The organism is Consotaella aegiceratis (genome assembly GCF_036541425.1).
Lineage (GTDB): Bacteria > Pseudomonadota > Alphaproteobacteria > Rhizobiales > Rhizobiaceae > Consotaella > Consotaella aegiceratis.
Genome location: NZ_JAZHFT010000003.1, coordinates 96,085 through 121,281, shown reverse-complemented (window position 1 = coordinate 121,281; position 25,197 = coordinate 96,085). Strand labels below are relative to the sequence as shown.

Below are 25,197 nucleotides of genomic sequence, written 5' to 3'. Positions count from 1 at the left end.
TCCAAGCACCATAGAGCGGGATCGGGCCTTGGCGCAAGCGGCCTTCGCGCGGCGGCGAGCCTGGTATGCCGACGCCGCCGGCCCGAACCGCCATCGTCCGGGCCGGCGCTAGCGTGCCTTATCCGTAACGCCGGCTCAGCGCCTCGGCCAAGGCCCGAATGCCCTGGGCCTCGCCGCCCACCGGGCCGATCGGCGACGGCTTCGGGCGCCAGCCGTAAATGTCGAAATGCGACCAGACCTTGGCCTTCTCGACGAAGCCTTGCAGAAAGAGCGCGGCGGTGATCGAGCCGGCGAAGCCGTCGCCCGTCACGTTGTTGATGTCGGCGACCTTGGAGGCGAGATTGCCCACATAAGGCTGCCACAGCGGCATTCGCCACAGCGGATCGACGACCGCCTGCGATGCCTTGGCCAGAGCCTCGGCGAAATCGTCGTCGTTCGTATAGAACGGCGCGAGATCCGGACCGACGGCCACGCGCGCGGCACCGGTCAGCGTCGCCATGTCCACCAGAACCTCGGGCGCCTCCTCGTCGGCCAGCGCCAGTGCATCGGCGAGCACCAGCCGGCCTTCAGCGTCGGTGTTGCCGATCTCCACCGTCTTGCCCTTGCGGCTCGTCAGGATGTCGCTCGGCCGGAACGCCGCCCCGGCGATCGAATTCTCGACGGCCGGAATCAGCACCCGCAGCCGAATGTCGAGCTTGGCCGCCATCAGGATGCGGGCGAGACCGAGCACGTTGGCCGCCCCGCCCATGTCCTTCTTCATCAAGAGCATCGACGAAGGCGGCTTGATATCGAGCCCGCCGGTATCGAAGCAGACGCCCTTGCCGACCAGGGTGACCTTCGGGGCCCCGGCGCGCCCCCAGGTGAGGTCGATCAGCCGCGGCGCCACGGCGCCGGCGCGACCGACCGCGTGGATCATCGGAAAGTTCTGGGCGATCAGGTCGTCGCCGACGATCGAGACCGCGTCGGCTCCGAACTCCGCCGCCAGCCCGCGCGCTGCCTCCTCCAGCGCGTCCGGCTGCATGTCGTTGGTCGGCGTATTGATGAGGTCGCGCGCCAGCGCCGTCGCCGCGGCGAGACTGTCCACCTTGGCGGCATCGACGCTGGAACCGGCGACCAGGCGCGGGCCCGCGCCGTCCGCCGCCTTCGCCTTGTAGCGCTCGAAGCGATACCCGCCGAGCAGGAAGGCCAGCGCCGCGAGTTCGGGATCGAGCGGCGACCCGTCAGCCAGCGCCCATGCGCCTTCCGGCAAGTCCTTGGCCAGCGCGCCGGCAAGCAGCGTCAGGCGGCGCGGATCGTCCGCTTGCGAGCCGGTCCTGCCGCCGAGGCCGAGGATCGCGCCGGCCAAACCCTCTCCACCACTGTGCGGGACCAGCAGCACCTTCCCGGCCCCGGCCTTGAAGCCGGCGAGCTTCGCCCAACGCCTGGCGGAATCGGGAAGCGTGTCGAGGCCAGCTGCGTCGACCGCCCAGACGGGCAAGGCGTCCGCGGTATCGGCGGGAAGAAGGCGTTCATTCATCATGTCTGTCCTTTGCGGCCAACGCCGCGTTAACGCTCGGTTAGGGTTAACGAAATATTCTTCCGGGCGACCTTCCCCTCGCCCGGCACCAGGAGCGTCCGGCGGCATCGGGATCTGGAGATTCGCCTTGCACACGCACCATAGTCGTCTCACTCGGACCCTGCGACAGGGAATTCTCTGCGGCGCGGCAATCGCCGCCCTGACGCTCGCCGGATGCGCCTCGGTTTCGCACGAGACCACCGGTTCGATCGGAGCCCCGCAAACGAACAAGCCGCTGGCCGAGATGACCTCGACGGAGCTCGACCAGGTGGTCCGCAGTTATGGCGCCGCCTACAAGAAGAGCCCGAAGGACAAGCGCGTCGGACTGATCTATGCGACGACGCTGCAGATGACGGGCCGCAACGACCAGTCGCTGGCGGTCATGCAGCAGGTGGCGATCGCCCACCCCCAGGATCGCGACGTGCTGTCGGCCTACGGCAAGGCGCTGGCGGCGGCCGGCGAGCTGGAAAAGGCGCTGGAAACCGTGCGGCGCGCCCAGACGCCGGATGCGCCCGACTGGCGGCTGTTCTCGGCCGAAGGCGCGATCCTCGATCAACTCGGCCAGCCGGACCATGCGCGCACGCTCTATCGCAAGGCTCTCGACATCCAGCCGAACGAACCGTCGATCCTGTCCAACATCGGCATGTCGTATCTTCTTACCAACGATCTGAAGACGGCCGAAACCTATCTGCGCCAGGCGGTGCGTCAGCCGGGCGCCGACAGCCGCGTGCGCCAGAATCTGGCGCTGGTCGTCGGGCTGCAAGGGCGGTTCGAGGAAGCGCAGCAGATCGCGGCCGCCGAACTGGCCCCGGACGACGCAGCCGCCAACGTCGCCTATCTCAAGCAGATGCTCTCCCAGCAAAACACCTGGTCGATGCTGAAGGACGAGGATAAGCAGGGCTGAGGTCGCCTACGGCGCACGCTGTGCCGCGCCGTCCTTCGCATCATCCATTGACGACATCGCTCACGGCCGCGAGGTGCGGCCCCGGCGCGATCCGTGCCCGCAATTCTTCGACCGGCAGAGCGCGGCCGAACAGGAAGCCCTGCCCCTGCACAATGCCGATCTCGTTGATGGCCGTGAGCTGATAGGGGCTCTCGATCCCTTCCGCCACGACCACGAAGCCCAGCCGGTTGGCCAGGTGCTGCACCATCTCCATCACCGACCGGCACGCCATGTCGGAATCGATGTTTTCGGCAAAGGAGCGGTCGATCTTCACCTTGTCGAACGGGTAGGACGCCAGGTAGCCGATCGAGGAATAGCCGGTGCCGAAATCGTCCAGCCCGAAGCGCAGACCGAGATTGCGCAGGCGCTGCATGGTCCGGCGCGTCTTGTCGCGGTCCTCCACCAGCACCGTCTCGGTGAGCTCCATCTCCAGCCGGTTGCCGTCCGCGCCGGCGTCGCGCAACGCTTCCTCGACCACTCGGACCAGTCGATCCGGATCGTGGAACTGGACCGACGACACGTTGACCGCGACCGAGATGTCGGCCGGCAGCAGGACGAGGTCGCGGCAGGCCCGCCTGATCACCCAATCGCCGATCTCCGAGATGAAGCCGCTGCGCTCGGCCAAAGGGATGAACTCGGCGGGCGGAACGGAGCCCTTGTCGGGATGGTTCCACCGGATCAGCGCCTCGACGGACACGATGTGACCGCTCTCGATTTCGATGATCGGCTGGTAGTGCAGCTTGAACTGATCGCTGGCGAGTGCGGCACGCATTTCCGTGCTCAGTTCCATCCGCCGGCGGAAGCCCGCGGCCATCGTGCTGTTGTAGACGGCAACCTTGCCCCGCCCGGCGCTCTTGGCTTCGTAGAGGGCGAGGTCGGCCGCCGACAGCAGCTGTGTCCCATCCAGTCCGTGCTGGGGACCGGTTGCGATGCCGAAGCTCGCGCAAACGGTGAGTTCGTGGCCCGCCGCGTCGATCGGCTCGTCGAGCGCCGCCAGGATCCGGGATGCGCTTTCGAGGGCGTCGTCCGGAGCGACGCCTTCCATGACGACGACGAATTCGTCGCCGCCAAACCGTGCGACCAGGTCGGAAGCCCGGATCACGCTGCGAATTCGCGACGCCACGGCGATCAGAACGATGTCGCCGATGCTGTGGCCCAGCGAATCGTTGATGTCCTTGAAGTTGTCGACATCCATGTAGAGGACGGCCACCGACGTCCCGTCGGCAAGATCTCCTGCCATGCCTTCGAGGCGCCGGTCGAGTTCATACCGGTTCGCCAGCCCGGTCAGTCCGTCCTTGCGGGCGAGCGTTTCGATCTGGTCCAGGACCTGCTTGTCGGCCGTCGCGTCCTCGGTGAGGAGCAGCACGCCGCCATCCTCGGTCGGCTCTATGTGCAAGGCGAAGGTGCGGCCGTCCGGATTGGCGGTTTCGAAGCTCGTCGCACATCGGGTGCGCATCGTCTTGGCGACGAGCAGGCCGATCTTCTGCGCATCGGGAGCCGACAGGTTTCCGTTGGCGGACGCGGCCGACAAGAGATCGTCGAGCCCCGGACCCGAGGTCCCGGTTCCGATGCCGAACATCTCCAGATGGCGGTCGTTCTCCAATTCCAGCTGGAGCGCCCGGTCGTAGAGCGCCAGGCCATGCGTCATGGCATGGAGCGCAATCGCGGCCTGATCCGCGTTCTTCTTCGCGGCTGCGGCATTGCTGCGCGCCTTGAGGGTGGCCTCGGCAAGCGCCCGGATGTTCTTGTTCAGCGATTGGGTGATGACCAGGTTGGTCATCATATAGAGGACGATGAACAGTGCGATCCCGTCGTAGTAGACGTGATCGGACCACAGCAACCCCAGCATCATCGGGACGCACATGACGAGCAGCTGAAGGAACACGAAACCCGGAGTCCCGGCATTTCGTGCCACGTAGCCGGACGAGAAAGCCGTCACCGCGATGACGTTCACGAGCTGGGCGGCGAAGTCGTCGGCATAGGCAAGCGAAGCGAAGCAGCAGAGCCCCTGCACGAGGGCGAAGAGGGTCGCTCCGGCTTGAAACTCCAGGTTCCAGCGTCGGTTGCGCGCCACCGTGTCGGCCGAATGATCGGCCCTGTGATACCGCAACAGGGTGACCATCCGCCCGAGGAGAACGGTCAGGCCGAGGGCGGCCAGAACCGCGAAGTGCCGCCGCCCCGTGATCGTCCAGGTAAAATAGACGACGAGGATGCCGATCGTATTCGAGATGACGATCGAGAGCGGCGAAGCGAACAGCGAGCCGACGAGCACCCGGTGACGCTCCTCGGTAGCTCCGAAAGAGCGCTCTATCGCATGGTCGACCCCGATAGTCTCCGCTTCACGGTTCATATTCCGGCCGTTTGACGCCATCCAGCCACCACAAGCGGGTTCGCAAAGGCGCCAAGATAGGCAGTCGGAGTTAACAACTCGCTTCGCTGGCTAGCAATCTCCCGGCCAAAAAGCTTCCCGAGCCGGCCTGAAGGTCAAAGACGCGCCAACATCCTTTCCTGGGCAGTAACGATGCGCTTCAACTTCGAAACTTCTGGTATTTCCAGCGACAGCATGTGTTCGACCCACAAGGCGGAAGACGCCGCCAGCTGGCTTTCCAGATCCGCGCTCATGGCGTTGAACGCCAGCGAGATGGAAATTCGGGCACGCCGACTCGCCGCCGTGTCCTTGGCGTATTTGCGCACCCAGGCCGCGCTGCCGCCGTCGGGCACCACCTCGTCCACCACCCCGCGCTGACGAAACTCCTCGGCCGAGAAGGTCGCGCCGGACAAGAGAATGCGTTCGGCTTCCAGCCTGCCGGCGCGCCGGGCGAGCACCGGCACGGCGGCGATCGGAAAATGATTGTAGTTGACTTCCGGGTAACAGAACGAAGCCGACTCCTCGGCGATCATGATGTGACAGGCCCGAGCAGGATCGATGCCGCCGCCCAACGCCCGCGCATGCACGGCGGCGATGGTGGTAACGCGGCCGCCCAGCCCCGTGTAGTTGCCCACGATCACGTCGGACGCCACCTGGGCATATTCTTCCAGTCCGGCGCGGTCGTTGTTGGCGAGGCATTCCAGATAGAAGTCAAGATCGCCGCCCAGCGAGAACACCGGACCGGCCGTCCGGAAGGCCAGAAAGGAGAGGGGCGGGCAATCGTCGCCATCCAGGAGCTGCGCCAACGCCCGTTGCACCTTGCGAACGCTATCGACCAGCGGCAGCGTGAAGACCGGTTTCGGCTCGGGCCGCATGACGATCCACAGCAGCGCGAAATTCTCTTCGTACATCAACTGGATCTGGGGCAGCGCCCCGGTCATGTCATGAATGCGGTCGACCAGGTTGATGCTGTCGGCTCGGCCCGGCTCCACTGCCTCGGCAACATTCCACTGCGCGTTCAGCATGTGCAGAGACTCCTTTATTGCACTGCAAAACCGTATGCCGCATTTAACAATCAGTAAACGTCGATTTAAATTTTAGGTTAATGGTAACGTGAACGTTTTGCGACGCCATTTGACCCGCCGCAAACGCGCTGCGTCACAAGCGCACGGCGCTTGGCCAGCCTTACCGCTCGAATGGCCCGCAGGCCGTCTCAGCAGAAGGCCACAGGTCGCAATCGCCCGCGACCGCCATCTGCCGATTTCCATCCCTGATCCCTCAGCCAGCCTCACGAGCGCGATCAAGGCGCTTAGCGCTCGGAAAGAGCAGGAGGCTTGCGAATCAAATAAGCGTGTGCTTATGTGTTAGCGCGATGGAAAACGACATCTTCAGAGCCCTGGCCGACCCGACACGGCGGTCGATCTTCGAAAAGCTGGCCGCGCGCAGCATGAATGCCAGCGAGCTGCGCGACGGTATCGCCATCAGCCAGCCGGCAATGTCGCAGCATCTGGCGGTTTTGCGTTCGGCCGGTCTGGTGCGTGAGGAACGGCAGGGCCGCTTCGTGAACTACGAGGTCGACCCTCAGGGACTGATGTGCATCGGCCGGTGGCTTGCGAAATATCGCAACTGGTGGCCGGCCCGCGTCGAAGACCTGGTCTCCCTGCTGAAAGAGATGGATCAATGACGGACCACCACGAGACCACACAAGACGGCGGGAGCCTCGTTCTCGAATACGAGCTCGATGCGACGCCGGAGAAAGTCCGGCGCGCGCTCACGGTGCCCGAGCTTCGCGAGAGATGGCTGCCGTCGCGGGTCCTGGTCGATCAGCAGCCGGTCGTGTCGGCCGACGGCGAGGAGGTGTCCTACCGGATGCGCGATGCCGAGCCGCCGTTCATCGAGAGCACGGTGACGTTCCAGATCCGACCGCACCCGGCCGGCGGCACGCGCTTCACCATCGTGCAGCAAGCCCTCGACGCGCGCCAGATGCGCCAGACGGATGCCGCCAACGTCAATCGGCCGCCTCTCATGCGCGCCGCCTGACGCCCTCGTCCTGATTGCGAAAAGAAGAAAGGATCTCGCGCATGCGCGACACGATGCAACTCGTCCCCATGGTCGTAGAACAATCGAGCCGCGGGGAGCGGTCGTTCGACATCTATTCGCGCCTCCTGCGGGAGCGCATCATCTTCGCCAACGGCGAGGTGAACGATCAGATGTCGTCACTCGTCTGCGCCCAATTGCTGTTTCTCGAAGCCGAGAACCCGGGCCGGCCCATCCACCTCTACATCAACTCCTATGGCGGCGTGGTCACCAGCGGCTTCGCCATGTACGACACGATGCGCTTCATCAAGTCGCCGGTGCACACGCTGTGCATGGGCACGGCCCGCTCCATGGGCTCGTTCCTGCTGATGGCGGGCGAGCCGGGCGAGCGGGCGGCCCTGCCCAACGCCAGCCTGCACGTTCACCAGCCGCTCGGCGGCTACCAAGGTCAGGCCTCCGATATCGCCATCCATGCCGAGGACATGCTGCAGACCAAGCGTCGCATCATTCGCCTCTATGCCGAGCATTGCGGCCGATCGGAAGCCGAGGTCGAACGCACGCTCGATCGCGATCATTTCATGACGCCGGAACAGGCTCTCGATTGGGGCCTGATCGATCGGATTCTCGGCAAGCGCGCCGTTGCCGCCTGACCGGGTGGGGCCGATGGCCGACGCATCCTCGGGCCTCGGCTAATTGTAGCCGAGAACCTGGATCAGGGCCGGGCCGATGATCACGGCGAACAGCACCGGCAGAAAGAAGACGATCATCGGCACGGTGAGTTTCGGCGGCAGCGCCGCCGCCTTCTTTTCCGCGGCATTCAGCCGGAGGTCGCGGTTCTCCTGCGCCAGTACGCGGATCGCGTTGCCGAGCGGCGTGCCGTACTTTTCCGCCTGGATCAGCGACGTACAGACAGCCCGCACGCCTTCCAGGTCGGTGCGGCTCGCCAGATTCTCATAGGCCTGCCGACGATCCGACAGGAACGACAGCTCGGCGCACAAAAGCGCCAGTTCCTCGGCAAGCGGGACCGACTGGATGACGATCTCGTCGGCAACACGCCGAAATGCCGCTTCGATCGATACGCCGGATTCCACGCAGATCAGCAGAAGGTCGAGGGCGTCCGGCCAGGCCCGCGAGATCGACTGGCGCCGTTTCTGGGCTCGGTTCGAGATGTAGAGATTGGGGAGATAGAAGCCGAGATAGGCCGCGCCGAGGCAGATGAGCAGCCGTATCCCTGTCGGCTGACCCGCCAGGAGATGAAGACCGAACAGGTAGATGACGGCCAGGACCAGCATTCCCAGGGCCAGCGAGACGCGCGCAAACAGGAAGATCGTCAACGGCCGCTGTCCGCGCAGTCCCGCCACTTTGAGCCGCTGGACCGTCTGATCGTCGGCAAGCGCATTGCGCAGATTGAGCCTCTGGACGACGGCGGCCGCGATGCCGTTGTCGTCATGCTGCCGCAGTCCGGCGCGGCTCCGTTCCCGCTCGATCTGCAATCGGGCTCTCTCGCGCGCCCGCACCTGGTCGCGCTCGAGGGCCACCGCCTTCATGCGCGACTTGAATTCGTTGCCCGAAAGGATCGGCAGCGCCACTGTGAGGATGGTCGTGAACACGGCCACAGCCACGAAAACGCTGAGCAGCAGCGTTTCCGACAGTCCCATCCATTCCAGAAAACCGCTCATGCGAATCTCGCTCGGCCCGCCCGTGTCGTCCTAGAAATCGAAATTGATCATCTTGCGCATGACCATCACGCCGGCGAACATCCACACGACGGAGACGCCCATGATCAATTTGCCGACGTTGGTGTCGAACAGCACCAGGATGTAGTCGGGCGTCGTCATGTAGACGAGCAAGCCTACGATCACCGGCAGGGAGCCGATGATGCCGCCGGATGCCTTCGCCTCCATCGACATCGCCTGGATCTTGCCCTTCATCTTCTTGCGGTCGCGCAGGACGCGGGAAAGATTGCTGAGAGCCTCAGACAGATTGCCGCCGGCCTGCGCCTGAATCGACAGGACGATGGCGAAGAAGTTCGTCTCGGCCAGCGGCATGTCATGGTAGAGCCGCTCGACCGCCTCCGGCGTCGACATGCCCATCTGCTGCGTCTCGACGATCTTGCGGAATTCGGACCGCACCGGCTCCGGCGCGTCGCTGGCGACGATCCGCAGGCAGTCGCTCAGCGGCAGGCCGGCGCGGATGCCGCGCACCATGAGATCGACCGAGTTGGCGAATTCGTTGAGAAACTGCTTCTGGCGCCGCTTGCGCAGATAGCCCAGGCTCCAGCGCGGCAGTCCGACCCCGCCGGTGATCGCCATGCCGAGCGCCACCAGCAGCGATCCTGAAAGCACGAAGGCGACGAGACAGAAGGCCACGCCGACGGCGATGCTCGTCAGCACGAAGCCGCGCACCGACATCTTCAGGCCGGCCTGGTCCAGAAGGCGCCGGGTCGACAATCGGGTCGTATGCTTGTCCCGTTCCTTCTGCTTGGCCTCGATCTCCTTGAGCGAGCTCTGGATCGTCCGCCGCCGCTTCGCCGCCTCCTGCAGGCGCTCCCGCGCGACCCGCTTGGAGTCCGTGTCGGTTTCGGCACGCTTCAGCTGCTTCAGCCGGCTCTCGGTCTTGCGTTCCGAGGCGATCAAAGGCTGGAGGAAAGCATAGGCCAAGCCGCCCGCGGCGATCGCCGCAAGCAGGACGAAGAGGAAGACGCTGAGCGGAGAGCCGTTCACAGCCGTGTATCCGGTTCGTTCGCTTCGGACGCGTCGAGGGCTGCGGCGAGACGCTTCTCCTCGCCATAGTAACGTGCGCGGTCCCAGAAGCCGGGGCGGCCGATGCCGGTCGAGCGGTGCTGGCCGATGATCTTGCCGGCCGTGTCCTCGCCCAGGATGTCGTAGACGAAGAGGTCCTGCGTGGTGATCACGTCGCCTTCCATGCCCAGCACTTCGGTGATGTGCGTGATGCGGCGCGAGCCGTCGCGCAGGCGCGCCGCCTGGATGATCACGTCCACCGAGCCGACGATGATCTCGCGCACGGTGCGTGGCGGCAGCGAAAACCCGCCCATGGCGATCATCGACTCCATGCGGCTCAGACACTCGCGCGGGCTGTTGGAATGGATCGTGCCCATCGATCCGTCATGGCCGGTGTTCATCGCCTGGAGGAGATCGAACACTTCCGGTCCGCGCACCTCGCCGACGATGATCCGCTCGGGCCGCATGCGCAGACAGTTCTTCACGAGCTGGCGCATGGTGATCTCACCCTCGCCCTCGATGTTGGGCGGCCGGGTCTCCAGGCGCACGACGTGAGGCTGCTGCAGCTGCAGTTCGGCGGAGTCCTCGCAGGTGATGATGCGCTCGTCGGTGTCGATGTAGCGCGTGAGGCAATTCAACAGCGTCGTCTTGCCCGAACCGGTGCCGCCGGAGATCACGATGTTGCAGCGCACCCGCCCGATGATCTCGAGGATCGTGGCCCCCTCCGGAGAGATCGAGCCGTACTTCACCAACTGGTCGAGGGTGAGCTTGTCCTTCTTGAACTTTCGGATGGTCAGGCTGGGCCCGTCGAGCGACAGCGGCGGCGCGATGACGTTGACGCGGGACCCGTCCGGCAATCGCGCGTCGCAGATCGGCGAGGATTCGTCGACGCGCCGGCCCACCTGGCTGACGATGCGCTGACAGATGTTGAGAAGCTGCTGGTTGTCACGGAAACGAATGTTCGATTCCTCGACCTTGCCGTTCACTTCGATAAAGGTCTGCTGCGCGCCGTTGACCATGATGTCGGCGATGTCGTCGCGGGCGAGCAGCGGCTCCAGCGGCCCATAGCCGAGCACGTCGTTGCAGATGTCGGCGAGCAGTTGCTCCTGCTCGGAGATCGCCATCGCGAAGTTCTTGATCGCGATGATGTCGTTGACGATGTCGCGGATCTCCTCGCGCGCGCTTTCGCCGTCGAGCCGGGCCAGTTGCGACAGATCGATGGTATCGATCAGCGCGGCGAACACCTGGGCCTTGGTGTCATAATAGGATTCGGAGCGCTCGCGCTCCTTTTCGGGCGGACGCGACGAGACGGGAATGGGCTCCGGCTGAACCGCGGCCTTCGCGGCCTGCGGCTTAGGCGGGGCGTAGACGGGCTCCGGCGGAAGAGAGGGCCGCACGCTTTTCGCGGGCTCCATGGTTGCCGTGCCGCCCATCTGAGGGCCGTCGCCCCCGCGTTTGCCGAACATCCCCATTTATCCGCTCCTGGCCGAATCGAGGGTCGACTGCCGGCGCCGGAAGCTGGCGAACAGATCCAGAGGCGAGCGCTTCTTGGCGCGCTTCGGCTGCCCGCGCCCGGTCAGGGCGTGAGCGATCTTGTGGAACGCATCGACGGAAGGATGCTTGGGATCGGTCTCGGCGATCATCCGACCGTTGTTCGCTGCCGTCCCGAAAACGCTCGGATCGAAGCTGATCCGTGCGATCGGCTCGACCTCCAGCGGTTCGGCGAACTCGTCAGGCGAAATCTCCGGCCGCTTGGGCATCTCCAACTGATTGAGGATCAGGCGCGGCAGACGGTCGTTGGGGCGCGCCCGCTTCAGCATCTCGACCAGATTCTTGGCGTTGCGCAGATTCGGCAGATCCGGCGTCGCGGTGATCACGATCTCGTCGGCCAGCGAGAGCACCGTCTTCGTCCATTCCGTCCACGCATGCGGGACGTCGAGCACGACGATCGGCGCGCCGCGTTGCGCGGTTTCGATCAACGAGTTGAAGGCGTCGGCCGGGAAATCGTAGGTGCGATCCAGGATCGACGGGGCTGCCAGCAGCGACAGATGATCGGCGCATTTGGCCAGCAGCCGATCGAGGAAGACGTCGTCCATCCGATCGGCCGAGTAGACGGCCTCCGCGATTCCCTGCGCCGGATCCTGGTCGAAGTTGATGTTGGCGGTCCCGAACGGCAAGTCGAGATCGGCCAGCACGACGTCGGTCGAGAACAGCCGCGAGATCGACCAGGCCACATTGTGGGCGATGGTGGAAGAGCCGACGCCGCCCTTGGCGCCGACGAAGGCAAGCGTGCGACCCAGCGGCGCGGCGTCCGGCGCCACGAACAGCGCCGAGATGACGTTCAGCACGTCGCCGAGCGTGATCGGCGCGACGAGATACTCCGAGATGCCGCGGCGGATCAGTTCGCGATAGAGCGCCACGTCGTTGGTATGGCCGACGATGACGACCTTGGAGCCCGGATCGCAGACATCCGCCAGCGCTTCGAGCTCGTGCAGCAGCTGATCGGGAGCATAGCGCGATTCCAGGATGACGAGATTGGGCGTCGGCGCGCCGGCGTAATGGTCGGCCGCCGCCCTGATGCCCCCCATGTGGACGCGCACATGCGCCTTCACCATGCGCCGGTCGCCCGCCGCTTCCTCCAGAGGGGCCGCCACCGCCTCGGTTTCGCAAAACGCCTGGATCGAGATGCGTGGAATCGGACGCACCAGCTCCAGATCGTCCGATGCGCCCTCGTGGCGGAGATCGGATGCGCTCGTCGGCGCGGGGACATTGTCCTCGATCATCGGTTTCTCCGCCTAGAAGTCGTAGTCGATTTCGGTGCTCGGCGCATCGGAACTGGTAAGCTCGCCGTTGCGGTAGTTGTCGAGCACCGCGGTTCGCCGTCCCGCATCGATCTCGCTCATGCCGCGCGGCCCGAGCAGATCGCGCGGATCTGCGATTTGCGCTGCGAGGTTCTGCTGGCTGGCGCAGCCGAAATTGAAGTAGTTCTTGTTCTCCGAGGTCTCCGACAGGTCCTCCGGCCAGCGGCCGCACGGGGCGGTCTGGGCGGAAAGAGCCACGTAGGCGAGATGGATCGGAGCCGCTCCGCCGAGATCGGCGGCCGGATAGGGCTGCACCAGGATACGGCCCGCGCCGACGCCCGAGGCCTTCAACGTGCCGACGATATCTTTGGTCACCATGTCGGCCGCGAACACGTTGTTCGAGCCGCTCGGCTGCAGGATCCGGATGGTGGTGGAGCCCGACCGGTTGAACCGTTCGGCGAATGCGCGAACGCGCTCATGGTCGGCTTCGGTCAACCGTCCCTCGGTCGAGACCACCGGGATATCCATCGCCTGCTCGGCCTCGGCCACGACGATCGGATGGCGCGTGCGATAGTCGTCGGGAATGGCGCCCACTTCGACATGGTGCATGTTGGCGCAACCGCCGAGCGCCACCGCACCGAGCAGCAGCGTCAGGGAAGCGGCGGCGAGCGGGCGGGTGCGGGCTCGGGGGGCGGCACGGAGGCCGAAAGGGTGCGTCGACACAGGTCCTCTCCTCAAGCCGATCATTTGTAGATGTAGCCGACGATGCCGTGATACCGGCCGGGAGGAAGGTCGGTTTGCATGGCACCGTAGATGCGGTTGATCTTGCCCAGGAAGTTCGCCGAACCATCACTCGAGAAGGCGAGGCCGTCATCCGGCCGGGCAAGCTGCTGGCGGGCGACAGGCCGCACCAGATAGGGCGTCACGATGACCACGAGTTCGGTCTCGTAACGCTGGAAGTCGCGGCTGCGGAACAGGGTGCCGAGCACCGGCACCTTGGACAGACCGGGATAGCCGGAGATCACCTGCCGCATCTCGTCGCGTACCAGACCGGCGATCACCAGCGAGCCGCCCGAGGGCAGTTCCACCGTGGTATCGGCCAGACGCTTGCGCAGGCCGATCAATCCGACGCCCGGGCCGTACTCGTCGCCGTTGACGTTGAAGGGGGTCTCGAACGTCGGCTCCGACACCGAGGTGCGGATCTTCAGGCTGATGCGCCCGGGCGCCAGAACGACCGGCGTGAAGTCGAGGCCGATGCCGTATTCGATCTCCTTGGTGTCGATCGTGGCATAGCCTTCGGTCTCCACATTGCCATCGTCGTCATAGGTGGGTGCCGTGAAGCTGCGCCCGCTGGGCACGGTGAACTCGCCGCCCACCTTGAACTGCGCCGTCTCGCCGGAAACCGCCGTCAGGCTCGGCTCGGCCAGCGTGCGCATCACGCCGGCTTGCTCCATGGCGCTGATCTCGCCGGATATATCGACCGAGCCGACGGTTCCGGCCAGCGCCGCGCCGCTGTTGGAGATGGCCTTGCCCAAGCCGAACGGATTGTCGCTAACCGTGCCGAAGGCGATGCCGTCGATGACGCTCGACACCGTGCTGTTGAAGCCGAGTTGCTTGACGACGGAGCGCTGCACCTCGGCCACGGTCACCTTGAGCGTGACCTGGTCCTCGCCCTCGATCTTCAGCAGATTGACGATCTGGCTGGTCTGCCGGGTTTCACTGGCCTGCGACACGTCTCCGCTGTCGCCGCCGGCCGCCTTGATGTACTGGCTGGTGGTCGCCTCGCCGCCGGTGACGTAGATCTGGGCAAGCTGGACCGCCTTGGCGGCCTGCTGCGGCGTCTCCACCGTGCCCGTGAGCACGACGTTGTCGTTCAGCATTTCGGCCTGGACGTCGGCGCCGGGGATATACTTGCGGATGGTCGCCTCGAGACCGGCGATGTCGCGCTCGATGCGCAGATCGAGGACGGCGATCTCCTGACCGGCGCTGTCGAAGACGAAGACGTTGGTCTGGCCGACCTGCTTGCCGAAGATGTAGATCCGGCGCGCCGTGCGGGTGACGGCATCGGCGACCTGTGGATTGGCGACCAGGATGTCGTGGGCGTCGCGCGGCAGGTCGATGACCTTCGACTTGTCGAGGCCGAGCGCAATCGTCTGATGCGGCTGGCGCACGGTGACGATCGACGTTTCCGCCGCTGCCGGTCCTGCCTCCAGGACGGGCGTCAGGATCGTGGCGAGACCCAGGCCGGCCAGCACCAGTCGGCGGAGGGCGGTGATGGAAAGACGTTTGGCGTAGACCCTGTTCATGGTGCGTTCGCTCGTCACTTCTTGGTCGTTATGTCGGTCGACTGCCCGTAGCGGACGATACGGATACGGTTCGGCTGGTTCGCATCCTGGGCGAGCAAGAAGGCGGCATATCCCGGCGTCCCCGGGATCGAATCGGCCAGCGAGCGCAGCGAAAGCACGAGGCGCTCCGCCACCTGCTGGGCGACGGTCAACGCCTCCGCCTGCTCTGGCGTCACCTCCAGCGTCGCGGTCGATCCGACCACCACCTTGGTGCCGTTCTGCTCTTCGATCGTCTGGTCGATGGCCAGCACTCGCAGGTTCTGGATGATCGTTTCGGTGTCGTATTGATTGCCGCCGGTGTTGCTGCTGCCGTCCTTGCGGCGCGTCATGATCACGTCGACATGGTCGTTCGGCAGGATGAAGCCGCCGGCCGAGGTCTCGGCCGAGATCTGCACCGCGACGGCGCGCTTGCCAGTAGGGAGGATCGCCGACATGAAGCCCCGGTCGGTCTTGATCAGCTTGCCTTCCAGGATCGGCTCGCCAGCGAAGAACGACTGGCGGGCCACCGATCCTTTCATCTCGTTGATCGCATCAGGCCGCTGACTGCGCAAAATGAAGTCCGGCCCGACCCCGTCTTCCGGCCATTTCTGCCAGCCCAGCGATCCCTCGACGCCGGTGCCCATCGGAATGTCCTTCTCGGTGACGAGGACTTCCGTCAGCTTGATCGGCGGCTCCGCCGGTTCGGCGGTGATGATCACGGGCTCACTCGGCTCGGGGGCCGACATGTTGAGCGCGACCAAGGCCGCGCCTCCTGCCGCCAGGAGCGCGATCCCCATCACTGCTATCCGCGCAAGCTTCATGTCGGACTCCTGCGAGACGCCCAACAAGCGGGCGGGCCTGAGTCGTTATCGCGCGGAAACAGTCAATGTATGGTTAACGAACCACTACGAAGGCGCTACGGCGCCTGATATTAAGCGAAGAAACCGAATGCCGTCGGTCCCCAATGGCTGTCCGGAAAGACCATCAGACCCGCTGCTCCGAGGGCGACGCCATAGGGAACACCGCCCCCCCGAATCAGCAACCGGTCGAGGAAGGCGACCCCGGTCGTCGGCGAGACCAGGGCGCGAGCCCCCAGAAGGCCGAGCGCCAGCAGACCGCCGAACAGCGCGGCCGCGACGACGTAATCGGCCAGCGCCTGCGTCGGTCCGAGCCAGAGCGCGGTCGCCGCGATGAGCTTGGCATCGCCGCCGCCCATCCAGCCAAGGATGAAGCAAGCGAAGGTGATCGCCAGGCAGATCAGCCCCGTGGCCGCATGCAGGCCGACGGCCATCGGCGCCATGCCTTGTGCGAGCGCCGCTGCAAAGAAGACGACAGCCAACAGCCCGGTCAACCAGTTGGGAATCGTCATCGACAGAATATCCGTACCCGCCGAGGCGATCATCGCCAGCGGGAACAGGAGAATCAGCACTACGGCCATCGTCATCCGGTCGTCTCGTCTTCTGGAGGGCGCGACCGATTGCGGTCGTGTCCGGCGACGCGGCAGATTAAGCCCGAACCCTTGTGCGGTTGTTAAGACGGCGACGATCGCGGGATCTCTCGGCCGGCCGATCGAAAGCCGCTCTTAAAGCTTCATTCACCAAGAGGATGATAGCTAATGGTAAGCCACCCGAGTGGAGTTCCGTAGAGTCATGACCGCAACCCGCCACTCCCGCCCTGCCCTGACCGTCTTCGCCGCTCTCGTTCTGGCGATCACGGCTGGCATTGGAGCGGCGGCCGCCGCGTCCGACGACATGCTTCAGGTCACCGTCGATCATGCACGCGTGCTCAAGATCGAGCGTCCCGCGGCCACCGTCATCATCGGCAACCCGGCGATCGTCGACGTCACGGTCCACGATTCCGAGACGCTGGTTCTGACCGGCCGGTCCTACGGCATCACCAATCTCATCATCCTCGACGACGGCGGAACGCCGATCATGGACGAGTCCGTGGTGGTGCGCAGTTTCGAGGACAAGACCGTCCGCGTCTATCGGCAGGCCTCGCGCATCACTTACGCCTGCGCGCCGGAATGCGAGCCGACCGTGACGATCGGCGACGACGAGACGGCCTTCACGAAAGCGTCCGGCCAGTTCCAGACGCGCCAGCAAATGGCTCTGGGTTCCGCACAATAAGTCGCCCGAAAATTCGATTGCCCTTGCGTTACCTCTTGGTAACGCATCTTCAGCTAGCCTGTCGGCTGAAGTTACGACGTGAAAGGGCGGCTGATGGGCAGCGGGGCGGCGAGCGCACGCACGCGCCTGTTTCGCGCGGCACTCGCCTGGGTGACACGCGGGATTAGGACGCGCTTTGCCCGGGATCGGCAAGGCACGACGGCGGTGGAGTTCGCGTTGCTGGCGGCGCCGTTCTTCGCGATCGTCTTTGCGCTGCTGGAAACCTCCATCGTCTTTCTGGCGGAACTGACCCTCGATCACGCCGTCGACCGCGTCGGCCGGCAGGTCCGCACCGGCGAGATACAGGACGACATGTCCGCCGAGGATTTCCAGGATCGGATCTGCGACGATATCGACTTCCTGATGGATTGCGACAACCTCGTCATCGATCTCAGGAGCTACGCCGACTATGCCGATATTCCCGCGACGGCGCCGGTGACCGAGGGCGATCTCGATTCGAGCGGCCTGGGCTATGCCCCCGGTTCCTCCGAAACCATCATGGCCCTGCGGGCCTATTACAAATGGCCGCTCTATACCGACGTGATGCATAAATACCTGTCGAACATGTCGGACGGATCGTTTCTGATCGCAAGCATGGCGGCCTTCAAGACCGAGCCCTACGGAGATTGACGGACGTGCTTGGCTTAATCGGGAGCAGTGCCGAAAGGGCGATGGCAGCGCGGCGCGCGCTCGTCGAGCGCCTGCGCGTCGCCCTGGTGGACCGGCGGTTTGCCGCCGACATCGCGGCCGTGGGGGCGGTGGAGTTCGCCCTGGTCGCCCCGCTCCTTTTGATCCTCTACATGGGTGGCTCCGAGGCCGCCGTCGCCGTGACGATCAACCGAAAGGTCCAGCACACCGCGAACACCGTCAACGACCTGATTGCCCAGACCACATCGCTGACGCCGGATCAGGTCGAAGGCATTTTCAATATCTCGAGCGCCGTGATGCAGCCCTATGACACCGATGAGCTCCGCATCAAGGTCACCTCGGTCTATATCGACGCAACCGGCAAGGCATCCGCCGTCTGGTCCTGCTCGCGCGGCATGACGAAGGACCATCAGGGCGACACCATCACGCTTCCCTCACAGTTCGCGACATCCACGGACAGCTATCTGATGGTCGCCGAGACCCGTTACGGCTATACGCCGCTCGGCGGCTATGGCCTTCAGACGCCCTTCGACATGGGCGAAACCTCCTATCTCCACCCGAGAATCGGCACCAGTGTCAGCTGCACAGATTGCGCGCCGCCGCAGAGCTGCACCGACGCCAGCTAGACCGCCCGACATTTACGGTGGGTTTCCGCTTTCACCCACTCCGCAGAACCAAAAGCTTGCTAATGTCGTTTTCGCTCCAACGCAGCCACATGGTTGGGTGAGCGAGAGTGCGTAAGACATAGCAAGGAGACCGGATGGGCCGCGCTTTTCTGATGGTGCTCGATTCATTCGGCATCGGCGATGCCCCTGACGCCGCGCGTTTCGGCGACGAGGGGGCGGATACGCTCGGCCACATCCGCCAGGCGCTGCTGGCCGGCCGCCACGGCCCGTCACGCGACCTCGACGTGCCGAACATGCGCCGCCTCGGATTGTTCCACGCCGCAGGCTACGATCAGGCCGGCCCCGACCCCGAAGGCCTGTGGGGTTCGGCCGAGGAGGTCTCCAACGGCAAGGACACGCCCTCCGGCCACTGGGAGATCGCCGGCGTGCCGGTCGCGTTCGACTGGGGTTATTTTCCGCAAACCGTTCCCTGCTTTCCGCCGGAGCTGATCCAGGAGATCGTCGACGATACAGGCATCGCCGGCGTCCTCGGCCAGAAACATGCCTCCGGCACCCAGATCATCGAGGAACTCGGCGAGGAGAGCATCGCGACCGGCAAACCGATCTTCTACACCTCTGCCGACTCCGTGTTGCAGATCGCCGCCCATGAACAGCATTTCGGGCTCGAGCGGCTCTATGCGCTGTGCGAGGCGGGCCGTGTCCACGTCGACCCTTTGAACATCGGCCGAGTGATCGCCCGTCCCTTCGTAGGCAATGACAAGGCCAGTTTCCAGCGCACGGCCAACCGTCGCGACTATTCGGTGCCGCCACCCGAGCCGACCATTCTGGACCGAACGGTCCAGGCCGGGCGCCGGATGATCGCCATCGGCAAGATCGGTGACATCTTCGCCCATCAAGGTGTCAGCGAGGTGCGCAAGGGCGCCGGCAACATGGCGCTGTTCGATGCCATGATGACGGCCGTCGACGATGCCGCCGACGGCGACCTGGTCTTCGCCAACTTCGTCGATTTCGACATGGTCTACGGGCATCGCCGCGACGTCGCCGGCTATGCCGAAGCGCTCGAGGCCTTCGACCGTCGCCTGCCGGAGCTGACGGCGCGCCTCAAGCCGGGCGATCTTGCAATCATCACCGCCGACCACGGCTGCGATCCCACCTGGAGAGGCACCGACCACACCCGCGAGGCCGTGCCGGTGCTGGCCTTCGGACCCGGCATCGAAAGCCGGTCGATCGGCCGGCGCCAGACCTTCGCCGACATCGGTGAATCGGTGGCAGCGCATCTCGGCCTCGCTCCTGGCCCGCACGGAAAAAGCTTCCTGTGATCGGGCTCGGGCGCTCCGTTCTCGCCGCATCCGGCGCCGGCATTCGGCGCCCCATGCCCAAGGCCGAACTGCACTGCCATATCGAGGGCGCGGCACCGCCTGACCTCGTCGTCGCCCAGGCGGCGCGCTACGGCGTCGACGTTTCGGGCATCATCAACGGCGACACTTACGTCTGGTACGACTTCACCAGCTTTCTGGCCGCCTACGATCTGGCCTCCAGCGTCTTCCGCAGCGCGGAGGACTACGCGCTGCTCGCCTCCGACCACCTGACCCGGCTCGCCGCCGACGAAACGCTCTACGCCGAGTTCTTCATCTCGCCCGACCATGCCCGTTCGGCCGGCCTCGATCCGCTCGCCTATGTCGAGGGGCTGGCGGACGGCATCCGGCAGGCGGAGGCGGCGACCGGCATCGTCGCGCGGATGATCGTCATCGGCGTGCGCCATCTCGGAGCCGAGGCGGTCGAGGCGGCGGCCGAATGGACGGCGACGCTCGCCCATCCCCTGATCACCGGCTTCGGGCTGGCCGGCGAGGAGCGCGTGGGGCGCCCGGCGGATTTCGCCCGCGCCTTCGACATCGCGCGCAATGCCGGCCTGGGGCTCACCGCCCATGCCGGCGAGCTTGCCGGCGCCGACAGCGTGCGCGACGCTCTCGACGCCTTCCGACCGAGCCGCATCGGCCATGGCGTGCGCGCCATCGAGGATCCCGACCTCGTCCGCCGTCTGGCCGACGAGGGCATCGTGCTCGAAGTCTGCCCCGGCTCCAATCTGGCGCTGGGCATCTACGAAAGCCTTGCAGCCCATCCCTTGCGGGCCATTCGCCAGGCCGGGGTCGCCGTCACGGTCAACGCCGATGACCCGCCGTTCTTTTCCACGACGCTCGCCGGCGAATACGAGCTGGCGCGCGCCGCCGGGCTGACGGCGCCGGAGCTGATGGACCTCACGCGGACCGCGATCGAGGCGGCCTTTGTCGACGAGGAAACCCGTGGACGGCTCAAGGATCGTCTGATTCTCGATGCCATTTCCCTTGGCGCGCCGGCCGCCGCACCCTAGAGTGCGCGCCAATGATTTCGGGCGACGGGCGATGAGCTGCGCTCCTTCCGACGCTCCCAACCCACGAACTGCATGACCGGGCCGAACGGCGCCGCGACGGCTCGCCCGGCATGACCTGAAGGAGGCTCGCGCATCATGGACGGCATCACCGTCATCGACCATCCGCTCGTCCAGCACAAGCTGACCATCATGCGCGACAAGGAGACGTCGACGGCGAGCTTCCGCCGTCTGCTGCGCGAGATCTCCACGCTGCTCTGCTACGAGGTGACGCGCGGGCTGGAGCTGACCACGCGACCGATCGAAACGCCGCTCACCCGCATGGACGCGCCGGTCCTGGAAGGCAAGAAGCTGGTCTTCGCCTCGATCCTGAGGGCCGGCAACGGCCTGCTCGAAGGCATGCTCGACCTCGTGCCGGCCGCCCGCGTTGCCCATATCGGCGTCTACCGCGACCACGAGACCCTGCAGCCGGTCGAATACTATTTCAAGGCCCCCGAGGACATGGACGCCCGCCTCGTCATCGTGGTCGACCCGATGCTGGCGACCGGCAACTCGGCGATCGCCGCCGTTCAGCAATTGAAGGCCCGCGGGGCCCAGAACATCCGCTTCCTCTGCCTGCTGGCGGCGCCGGAAGGCATCAAGAACTTCGCCGAGCACCATCCCGACGTGCCCATGTACACCGCGGCCATCGACAGCCATCTCAACGAAAAGGGCTACATCGTCCCCGGCCTGGGCGACGCCGGCGACCGCATGTACGGCACCAAGTAACCTCCGTTGCCCGCCGATTCAGAACATGAACGGTGCATGGCGAGAGCATTCTATTCTCGAATGCGCGTCATTGCCTTGGCACGATATTAAGCTTCGCCTTCTAGACTTTCGCCCGAACGGCCGGCTCGTACCGGCCTCCCGTGACAAGGACGGACGCGATGGGCAAGCTGATGGTCGTTCTGGTCGGCGCCTCGCTGTTCGCACTGGCGACGCCGTCCCTGTTCGAGCGCTACAGGCACTCCCTGCTCCAACCGGAAAACCAGAGCGTCGAGCAGCTCGCTCCGCCTCCCCCCATCGTCGAGGCTTCTGCCAGGCCCGCGCCGCGCGGCGGCCGCGTCGAGCGCATCCGGGCGGATGCGAGCGGCCATTTCCGCGCGCAAGCGCGGCTCAACGGGCGACCCGTCGACGTGCTCGTCGACACCGGCGCCACGGCCATCGCGATCGATGAGGACACCGCGCGGCGCATCGGCATCTTCGTTCGCCCCGACGAGTTTCGTTATACGGTGCAGACCGCCAATGGCGAGCGCAAGGTGGCGCGCGCCCTCATCGACCGGGTCGAGATCGGACAGGTTCAGGCGCGCAACGTCGAGGCTGCCGTGCTGCGCGGCGGCGGCCTGTCGGAAACCCTCCTCGGCATGAGCTTCCTCGGAAAGCTCGACCGCTACTCCGTCGAGGGCGACACGCTCGATCTGGTGGAGTGATTGGGGTAGCGCCGGCATTGAAGCAGCCAAGGAAAATCGCGGCGTGGTGATGGCGGCCAACACTCACCCCACCCTTGGCCGAGGTGGGGTGAAACGGAATACCATGAAAGTGCTTCAGAATGCCCAACTTCGACCACTCACATTTATAATTGATGCCGCTTCAGAAACTAGGTAAAGTTGCGTCGGTGCATGATGCACCCAAAGGGAGGCAACTATGGTTGATAGCGTATCTCAAGAAGAAATCGATCGTTTTGCAGCGACGTTAAGTAAACGATTGCAATCTTTAATCGAAGAATCCGGATTAAGCGGCTACGAAATTGAGTCAATCACTCTAAAAGAAAAACCAGATGTCCAAGTTATGGGTCTATTGCCCGGGTGTGAGTTAAAGTGTTCCGTGGGGGGCTTTCCACCTAAGGTAGATTGCAGAGTTGTGTGTGGCTGAACAATTACTGCCGAGACATCCATCTCGGCAGTTTTCTTATGCAGGGTGCAGTTACTATAGAACGTCACTTCTGAAACAGAATTATGAATCCTATTTCACCCTCCCATGTCGCGGCCGGGTTGGTCGTGCATCGCCCTTGCCAACACCAAGAGTGCTCACCCGTACCGGTCGATCACCGCCGGCCCCGCCGCAGCCGCCTTCTCGCCCAGCCGATAGGCCGCGATCACCTGTGCCGCCGCCGCTTCGGCTGCCGTCTCGCTGCGGGCGTGGACGAAGCCGAGCGGATCGCCAGCGACGAGCGTCGTGCCGAGGCCGACGAGATCGGTCAGGCCGACGGCGTGGTCCACCGGGTCCTGCGGCCGCGTGCGTCCGCCGCCGAGCGCCACCACGGCGAGGCCCAGGCCGCGCGTGTCGACGCCGACGATCGTGCCGGTTCGTGGCGCCTTGATCGGCCGCATCACCGGCGCCTTGGGCAGGTGGTCGTCCATGCGCTCGACGAAATCCGCCGGCCCGCCCAGCGCCGTCACCATGCGGGAAAACACCTCCGTCGCCCGCCCGCCCGATAGCGCGGCGGCTGCCGCCTCGCGCCCAGCCGTGGGATCGGCGGCAAGGCCGGCCAGAACCAGCATCTCGCCGGACAGCGCGAGCGTCACGTCGAGCAGACGCGGGTCCTGGTGCTTGCCGGTCAGGAAGTCGACGGCGTTTCGCACTTCCACCGCATTGCCGGCAGCACTCGCCAGCGCCTCGTCCATGCCGGTCAACAGCGCCGTGGTCTTCAACCCCGCGCCGTTCGCCACCGCGACGAGGCTTTTCGCCAGCGCCCGCGCGTCCTCGTCCGTCGCCATGAAGGCGCCGGAGCCGGTCTTGACGTCGAGCACCAGGCCCTGGAGGCCGGCCGCGAGCTTCTTCGACAGGATCGAGGCGGTGATCAGCGGGATCGACTCCACCGTCGCCGTCACGTCGCGGATGCCGTAGAAGCGCTTGTCGGCCGGCGCCAGGCGCCCGGTCTGGCCGATCACCGCGCAGCCGATCTCGGCCACCGTCTTGCGGAAGGTGGCGTTGTCGGGCGTGACGGAATAGCCGGGGATCGACTCCATCTTGTCGAGCGTGCCGCCGGTGTGCCCCAGGCCCCGGCCCGAAATCATCGGCACCGCCGCGCCGCAGGCCGCGACGATCGGCGCGAGCATCAAGGAGACGTTGTCGCCGACGCCGCCGGTCGAATGCTTGTCGACCACCGGACGGTCGAGGTCGGACCAGTCGAGGACGTCGCCGGAATCGCGCATCGCCTCGGTGAGCGCCACCGTCTCGGCAGCCTCCATGCCGTTGAAGAACACCGCCATGGCGAACGCCGCCACCTGCCCCTCGGTCACGCGCTCGCCCTCGAAGCCGGCGATGAAATCCTTGATCTCGCGGCGATCGAGCGCCTTGCCGTCGCGCTTCTTGCGGATCGTTTCCTGCGGCAGGCCCGCCATGCTCCGTCCCCTTTGTTGGGCGTTCGTACTATCTCAGAAAGTCGGGATCGCCGCCTTGAGGATGCGCGCCAGCCGCTCGCCGCCGAGCGGCGCCATGGTCTTCGTCTCCTCGTGCGACAGCTCGCCGCCGGTCATGCCGGCGCCGAAATTAGTAACGACCGAGGCGCCGACCACGCGCAGCCCGCAGAACCGCGCCAGGATCGTCTCCGGCACCGTCGACATGCCGACGGCATCGGCGCCGAAGGTGCGCGCCATGCGGATCTCCGCCGGCGTCTCGAAGGACGGGCCCGAGAACCACATGTAGACGCCCTCGGCGAGCGTCTCGCCGATCGAGCCCGCCGCCTTCTTCATGGCGATGCGCAGGTCCACGTCATAGGCCATGGTCATGCCGACGAAGCGGCGGTCGGAGGGCTCGCCGATCAGCGGATTCTGGCCCGAAAAGGCGATATGGTCGGAAATCAGCATCACCGAGCCGGGCGCGATCTGCGGATTGACCGAGCCGGCCGAATTGGTGAGCACCAGCGTCTCGATGCCGAGTTCGGCGAGCGCCTCGATCGCCGGGCGCATCACCGCCGCATTGCCCTCCTCGTAATAGTGGACGCGTCCGGAGAGCACGAGAACCGGCACCCCCGACAGCGTACCGGACACGAATTCGCCGGCATGACCCGAGACGCCGCTCTGCGGCATACCCTCGATGTCGCCATAGGGGACACGGACCGTGTCTTCGAGACCGTCGACCAGCGATCCCAGCCCCGAGCCGAGGATCATCGCGATCTTCGGCGCGCGATCATCGAGGCGCTGGCGCAGTGTGTCGGCAATGGCGCTCATCCCAGATTCTCCGTCTTGAAGCCGCGCGGGAAAAGGTCTTCGAGCAGCAGCGTCTCGACCACCCCCTCCTCCGCGTCGCACAGATGCACCCGCGTCTCGGGCGTGCCGAATTCGGCGATGCGCTGGCGGCAGCCGCCGCAGGGCGGGCAGGCGCGCATCCGCTCCGCCACCACGGCAATCTCCGCGATCTCCCCTCCCCCGTCCATGACGAGGTGCGAGATGGCGCAGGTCTCCGCGCACCAGCCTTCGGGGAAGCTCACCACCTCGACGTTGCATCCCGCATAGATGCGGCCGTCGCGGGTTCTGAGCGCCGCCCCCACCGGAAACTTGGAATAGGCCGCGTGCGCCCGCCGCATCGCCGACTTGGCGCGGGCGAAAAGATCTTCTGCCATGGCGATAGGCTCCCGGTT

26 protein-coding genes are annotated in these 25,197 nt (G+C 65.4%); 12 read left to right on the top strand and 14 right to left on the bottom strand.

Annotated elements, in window-relative coordinates:
- Positions 1-118: 118 nt before the first annotated feature.
- Positions 119-1,516 (bottom strand): leucyl aminopeptidase family protein, encoded by a 1,398-nt coding sequence (locus SMD10_RS03715; protein WP_331684452.1) that lies wholly within the window; start codon positions 1,514-1,516, stop codon positions 119-121.
- A gap of 127 nt (positions 1,517-1,643) precedes the next feature.
- On the opposite strand from SMD10_RS03715, the gene SMD10_RS03710 reads away from it, so the two are divergent.
- Entirely contained in the window at positions 1,644-2,459 is an 816-nt protein-coding gene (locus tag SMD10_RS03710; RefSeq protein WP_331684303.1) for a tetratricopeptide repeat protein, read from the top strand.
- Between the two features lie 40 nt (positions 2,460-2,499).
- Here the strand turns inward: SMD10_RS03710 and SMD10_RS03705 are convergent, their stop codons facing one another.
- Together SMD10_RS03705 and SMD10_RS03700 are read right to left on the bottom strand one after the other, a co-directional pair.
- Positions 2,500-4,848 (bottom strand): putative bifunctional diguanylate cyclase/phosphodiesterase, encoded by a 2,349-nt coding sequence (locus SMD10_RS03705; protein WP_331684302.1) that lies wholly within the window; start codon positions 4,846-4,848, stop codon positions 2,500-2,502.
- Between the two features lie 134 nt (positions 4,849-4,982).
- Complete coding sequence (locus SMD10_RS03700) at positions 4,983-5,891, bottom strand: crotonase/enoyl-CoA hydratase family protein (protein ID WP_331684301.1); 909 nt, start codon at positions 5,889-5,891, stop codon at positions 4,983-4,985.
- A gap of 326 nt (positions 5,892-6,217) precedes the next feature.
- Here SMD10_RS03700 and SMD10_RS03695 point away from each other — a divergent pair, with 326 nt between their 5' ends.
- Genes SMD10_RS03695 through SMD10_RS03685 form a run of 3 tightly spaced genes read left to right on the top strand, consistent with a single transcriptional unit; the run spans position 6,218 to position 7,553 of the window.
- On the top strand, positions 6,218-6,550 hold the full coding sequence (locus SMD10_RS03695; RefSeq protein ID WP_331684299.1) for an ArsR/SmtB family transcription factor: 333 nt from the start codon (positions 6,218-6,220) through the stop codon (positions 6,548-6,550).
- A complete protein-coding gene (locus SMD10_RS03690) occupies positions 6,547-6,906 on the top strand; it encodes an SRPBCC family protein (RefSeq protein WP_331684298.1) in 360 nt (119 codons plus the stop codon). Before SMD10_RS03695 ends, SMD10_RS03690 begins: the two co-directional genes overlap by 4 nt.
- Positions 6,907-6,947: 41 nt before the next feature.
- Positions 6,948-7,553, top strand: a complete 606-nt coding sequence (locus SMD10_RS03685; RefSeq protein ID WP_331684297.1) for an ATP-dependent Clp protease proteolytic subunit — start codon at positions 6,948-6,950, stop codon at positions 7,551-7,553.
- A 39-nt stretch (positions 7,554-7,592) separates the two neighbouring features.
- On the opposite strand, the gene SMD10_RS03680 is transcribed toward SMD10_RS03685, so the two are convergent.
- From SMD10_RS03680 to SMD10_RS03645, 8 genes are all read right to left on the bottom strand, one after another.
- Positions 7,593-8,582 (bottom strand): type II secretion system F family protein, encoded by a 990-nt coding sequence (locus SMD10_RS03680; protein WP_331684296.1) that lies wholly within the window; start codon positions 8,580-8,582, stop codon positions 7,593-7,595.
- Between the two features lie 30 nt (positions 8,583-8,612).
- Complete coding sequence (locus SMD10_RS03675) at positions 8,613-9,626, bottom strand: type II secretion system F family protein (RefSeq protein ID WP_331684295.1); 1,014 nt, start codon at positions 9,624-9,626, stop codon at positions 8,613-8,615.
- Positions 9,623-11,110: a TadA family conjugal transfer-associated ATPase gene (locus SMD10_RS03670; protein WP_432757180.1), complete on the bottom strand. Its 1,488-nt coding sequence runs from the start codon at positions 11,108-11,110 to the stop codon at positions 9,623-9,625. The genes SMD10_RS03675 and SMD10_RS03670 overlap by 4 nt, the downstream gene beginning before the upstream one ends.
- Before the next feature lie 6 nt (positions 11,111-11,116).
- Positions 11,117-12,427: a CpaE/TadZ family protein gene (locus SMD10_RS03665; protein WP_331684294.1), complete on the bottom strand. Its 1,311-nt coding sequence runs from the start codon at positions 12,425-12,427 to the stop codon at positions 11,117-11,119.
- 12 nt (positions 12,428-12,439) lie between these two features.
- Positions 12,440-13,099 carry a CpaD family pilus assembly protein gene (locus SMD10_RS03660; protein WP_432757179.1) on the bottom strand — a complete coding sequence of 220 codons (660 nt, stop codon included), beginning with the start codon at positions 13,097-13,099 and terminating at the stop codon, positions 12,440-12,442.
- Positions 13,100-13,188: 89 nt separating this feature from the next.
- Positions 13,189-14,751 carry a type II and III secretion system protein family protein gene (locus tag SMD10_RS03655; RefSeq protein ID WP_331684292.1) on the bottom strand — a complete coding sequence of 521 codons (1,563 nt, stop codon included), beginning with the start codon at positions 14,749-14,751 and terminating at the stop codon, positions 13,189-13,191.
- A gap of 14 nt (positions 14,752-14,765) precedes the next feature.
- Positions 14,766-15,590, bottom strand: a complete 825-nt coding sequence (gene cpaB, locus SMD10_RS03650; RefSeq protein WP_331684291.1) for a Flp pilus assembly protein CpaB — start codon at positions 15,588-15,590, stop codon at positions 14,766-14,768.
- 110 nt (positions 15,591-15,700) lie between these two features.
- Positions 15,701-16,213 carry an A24 family peptidase gene (locus SMD10_RS03645; RefSeq protein WP_331684290.1) on the bottom strand — a complete coding sequence of 171 codons (513 nt, stop codon included), beginning with the start codon at positions 16,211-16,213 and terminating at the stop codon, positions 15,701-15,703.
- A gap of 205 nt (positions 16,214-16,418) precedes the next feature.
- Between SMD10_RS03645 and SMD10_RS03640 the strand changes: the two genes are divergently transcribed.
- From SMD10_RS03640 to SMD10_RS03605, 8 genes are all read left to right on the top strand, one after another.
- Complete coding sequence (locus SMD10_RS03640; protein WP_331684289.1) at positions 16,419-16,898, top strand: pilus assembly protein N-terminal domain-containing protein; 480 nt, start codon at positions 16,419-16,421, stop codon at positions 16,896-16,898.
- 93 nt (positions 16,899-16,991) lie between these two features.
- A complete protein-coding gene (locus SMD10_RS03635) occupies positions 16,992-17,567 on the top strand; it encodes a TadE/TadG family type IV pilus assembly protein (RefSeq protein ID WP_331684288.1) in 576 nt (191 codons plus the stop codon).
- A 41-nt stretch (positions 17,568-17,608) separates the two neighbouring features.
- Positions 17,609-18,211 (top strand): TadE/TadG family type IV pilus assembly protein, encoded by a 603-nt coding sequence (locus tag SMD10_RS03630; RefSeq protein ID WP_331684287.1) that lies wholly within the window; start codon positions 17,609-17,611, stop codon positions 18,209-18,211.
- A 134-nt stretch (positions 18,212-18,345) separates the two neighbouring features.
- Positions 18,346-19,530: a phosphopentomutase gene (locus tag SMD10_RS03625; RefSeq protein ID WP_331684286.1), complete on the top strand. Its 1,185-nt coding sequence runs from the start codon at positions 18,346-18,348 to the stop codon at positions 19,528-19,530.
- Positions 19,531-19,583: 53 nt separating this feature from the next.
- Positions 19,584-20,579, top strand: coding sequence for an adenosine deaminase (locus SMD10_RS03620; RefSeq protein WP_432757178.1), 996 nt, complete (start codon positions 19,584-19,586; stop codon positions 20,577-20,579).
- 135 nt (positions 20,580-20,714) lie between these two features.
- A complete protein-coding gene (upp, locus tag SMD10_RS03615; RefSeq protein ID WP_331684285.1) occupies positions 20,715-21,344 on the top strand; it encodes a uracil phosphoribosyltransferase in 630 nt (209 codons plus the stop codon).
- Between the two features lie 158 nt (positions 21,345-21,502).
- Positions 21,503-22,045, top strand: a complete 543-nt coding sequence (locus tag SMD10_RS03610; protein ID WP_331684284.1) for a retropepsin-like aspartic protease family protein — start codon at positions 21,503-21,505, stop codon at positions 22,043-22,045.
- Positions 22,046-22,259: 214 nt separating this feature from the next.
- Positions 22,260-22,487 carry a hypothetical protein gene (locus tag SMD10_RS03605; protein ID WP_331684283.1) on the top strand — a complete coding sequence of 76 codons (228 nt, stop codon included), beginning with the start codon at positions 22,260-22,262 and terminating at the stop codon, positions 22,485-22,487.
- Between the two features lie 155 nt (positions 22,488-22,642).
- Here SMD10_RS03605 and deoA read toward each other — a convergent pair whose 3' ends face one another.
- The 3 genes from deoA to SMD10_RS03590 are packed head-to-tail and all read right to left on the bottom strand — an operon-like array spanning position 22,643 to position 25,179.
- Positions 22,643-23,959 (bottom strand): thymidine phosphorylase, encoded by a 1,317-nt coding sequence (gene deoA / locus SMD10_RS03600; RefSeq protein ID WP_331684282.1) that lies wholly within the window; start codon positions 23,957-23,959, stop codon positions 22,643-22,645.
- 33 nt (positions 23,960-23,992) lie between these two features.
- Positions 23,993-24,787 (bottom strand): purine-nucleoside phosphorylase, encoded by a 795-nt coding sequence (locus SMD10_RS03595; RefSeq protein ID WP_331684281.1) that lies wholly within the window; start codon positions 24,785-24,787, stop codon positions 23,993-23,995.
- Complete coding sequence (locus tag SMD10_RS03590) at positions 24,784-25,179, bottom strand: cytidine deaminase (protein WP_331684280.1); 396 nt, start codon at positions 25,177-25,179, stop codon at positions 24,784-24,786. Before SMD10_RS03590 ends, SMD10_RS03595 begins: the two co-directional genes overlap by 4 nt.
- Between the last annotated feature and the right edge of the window lie 18 nt (positions 25,180-25,197).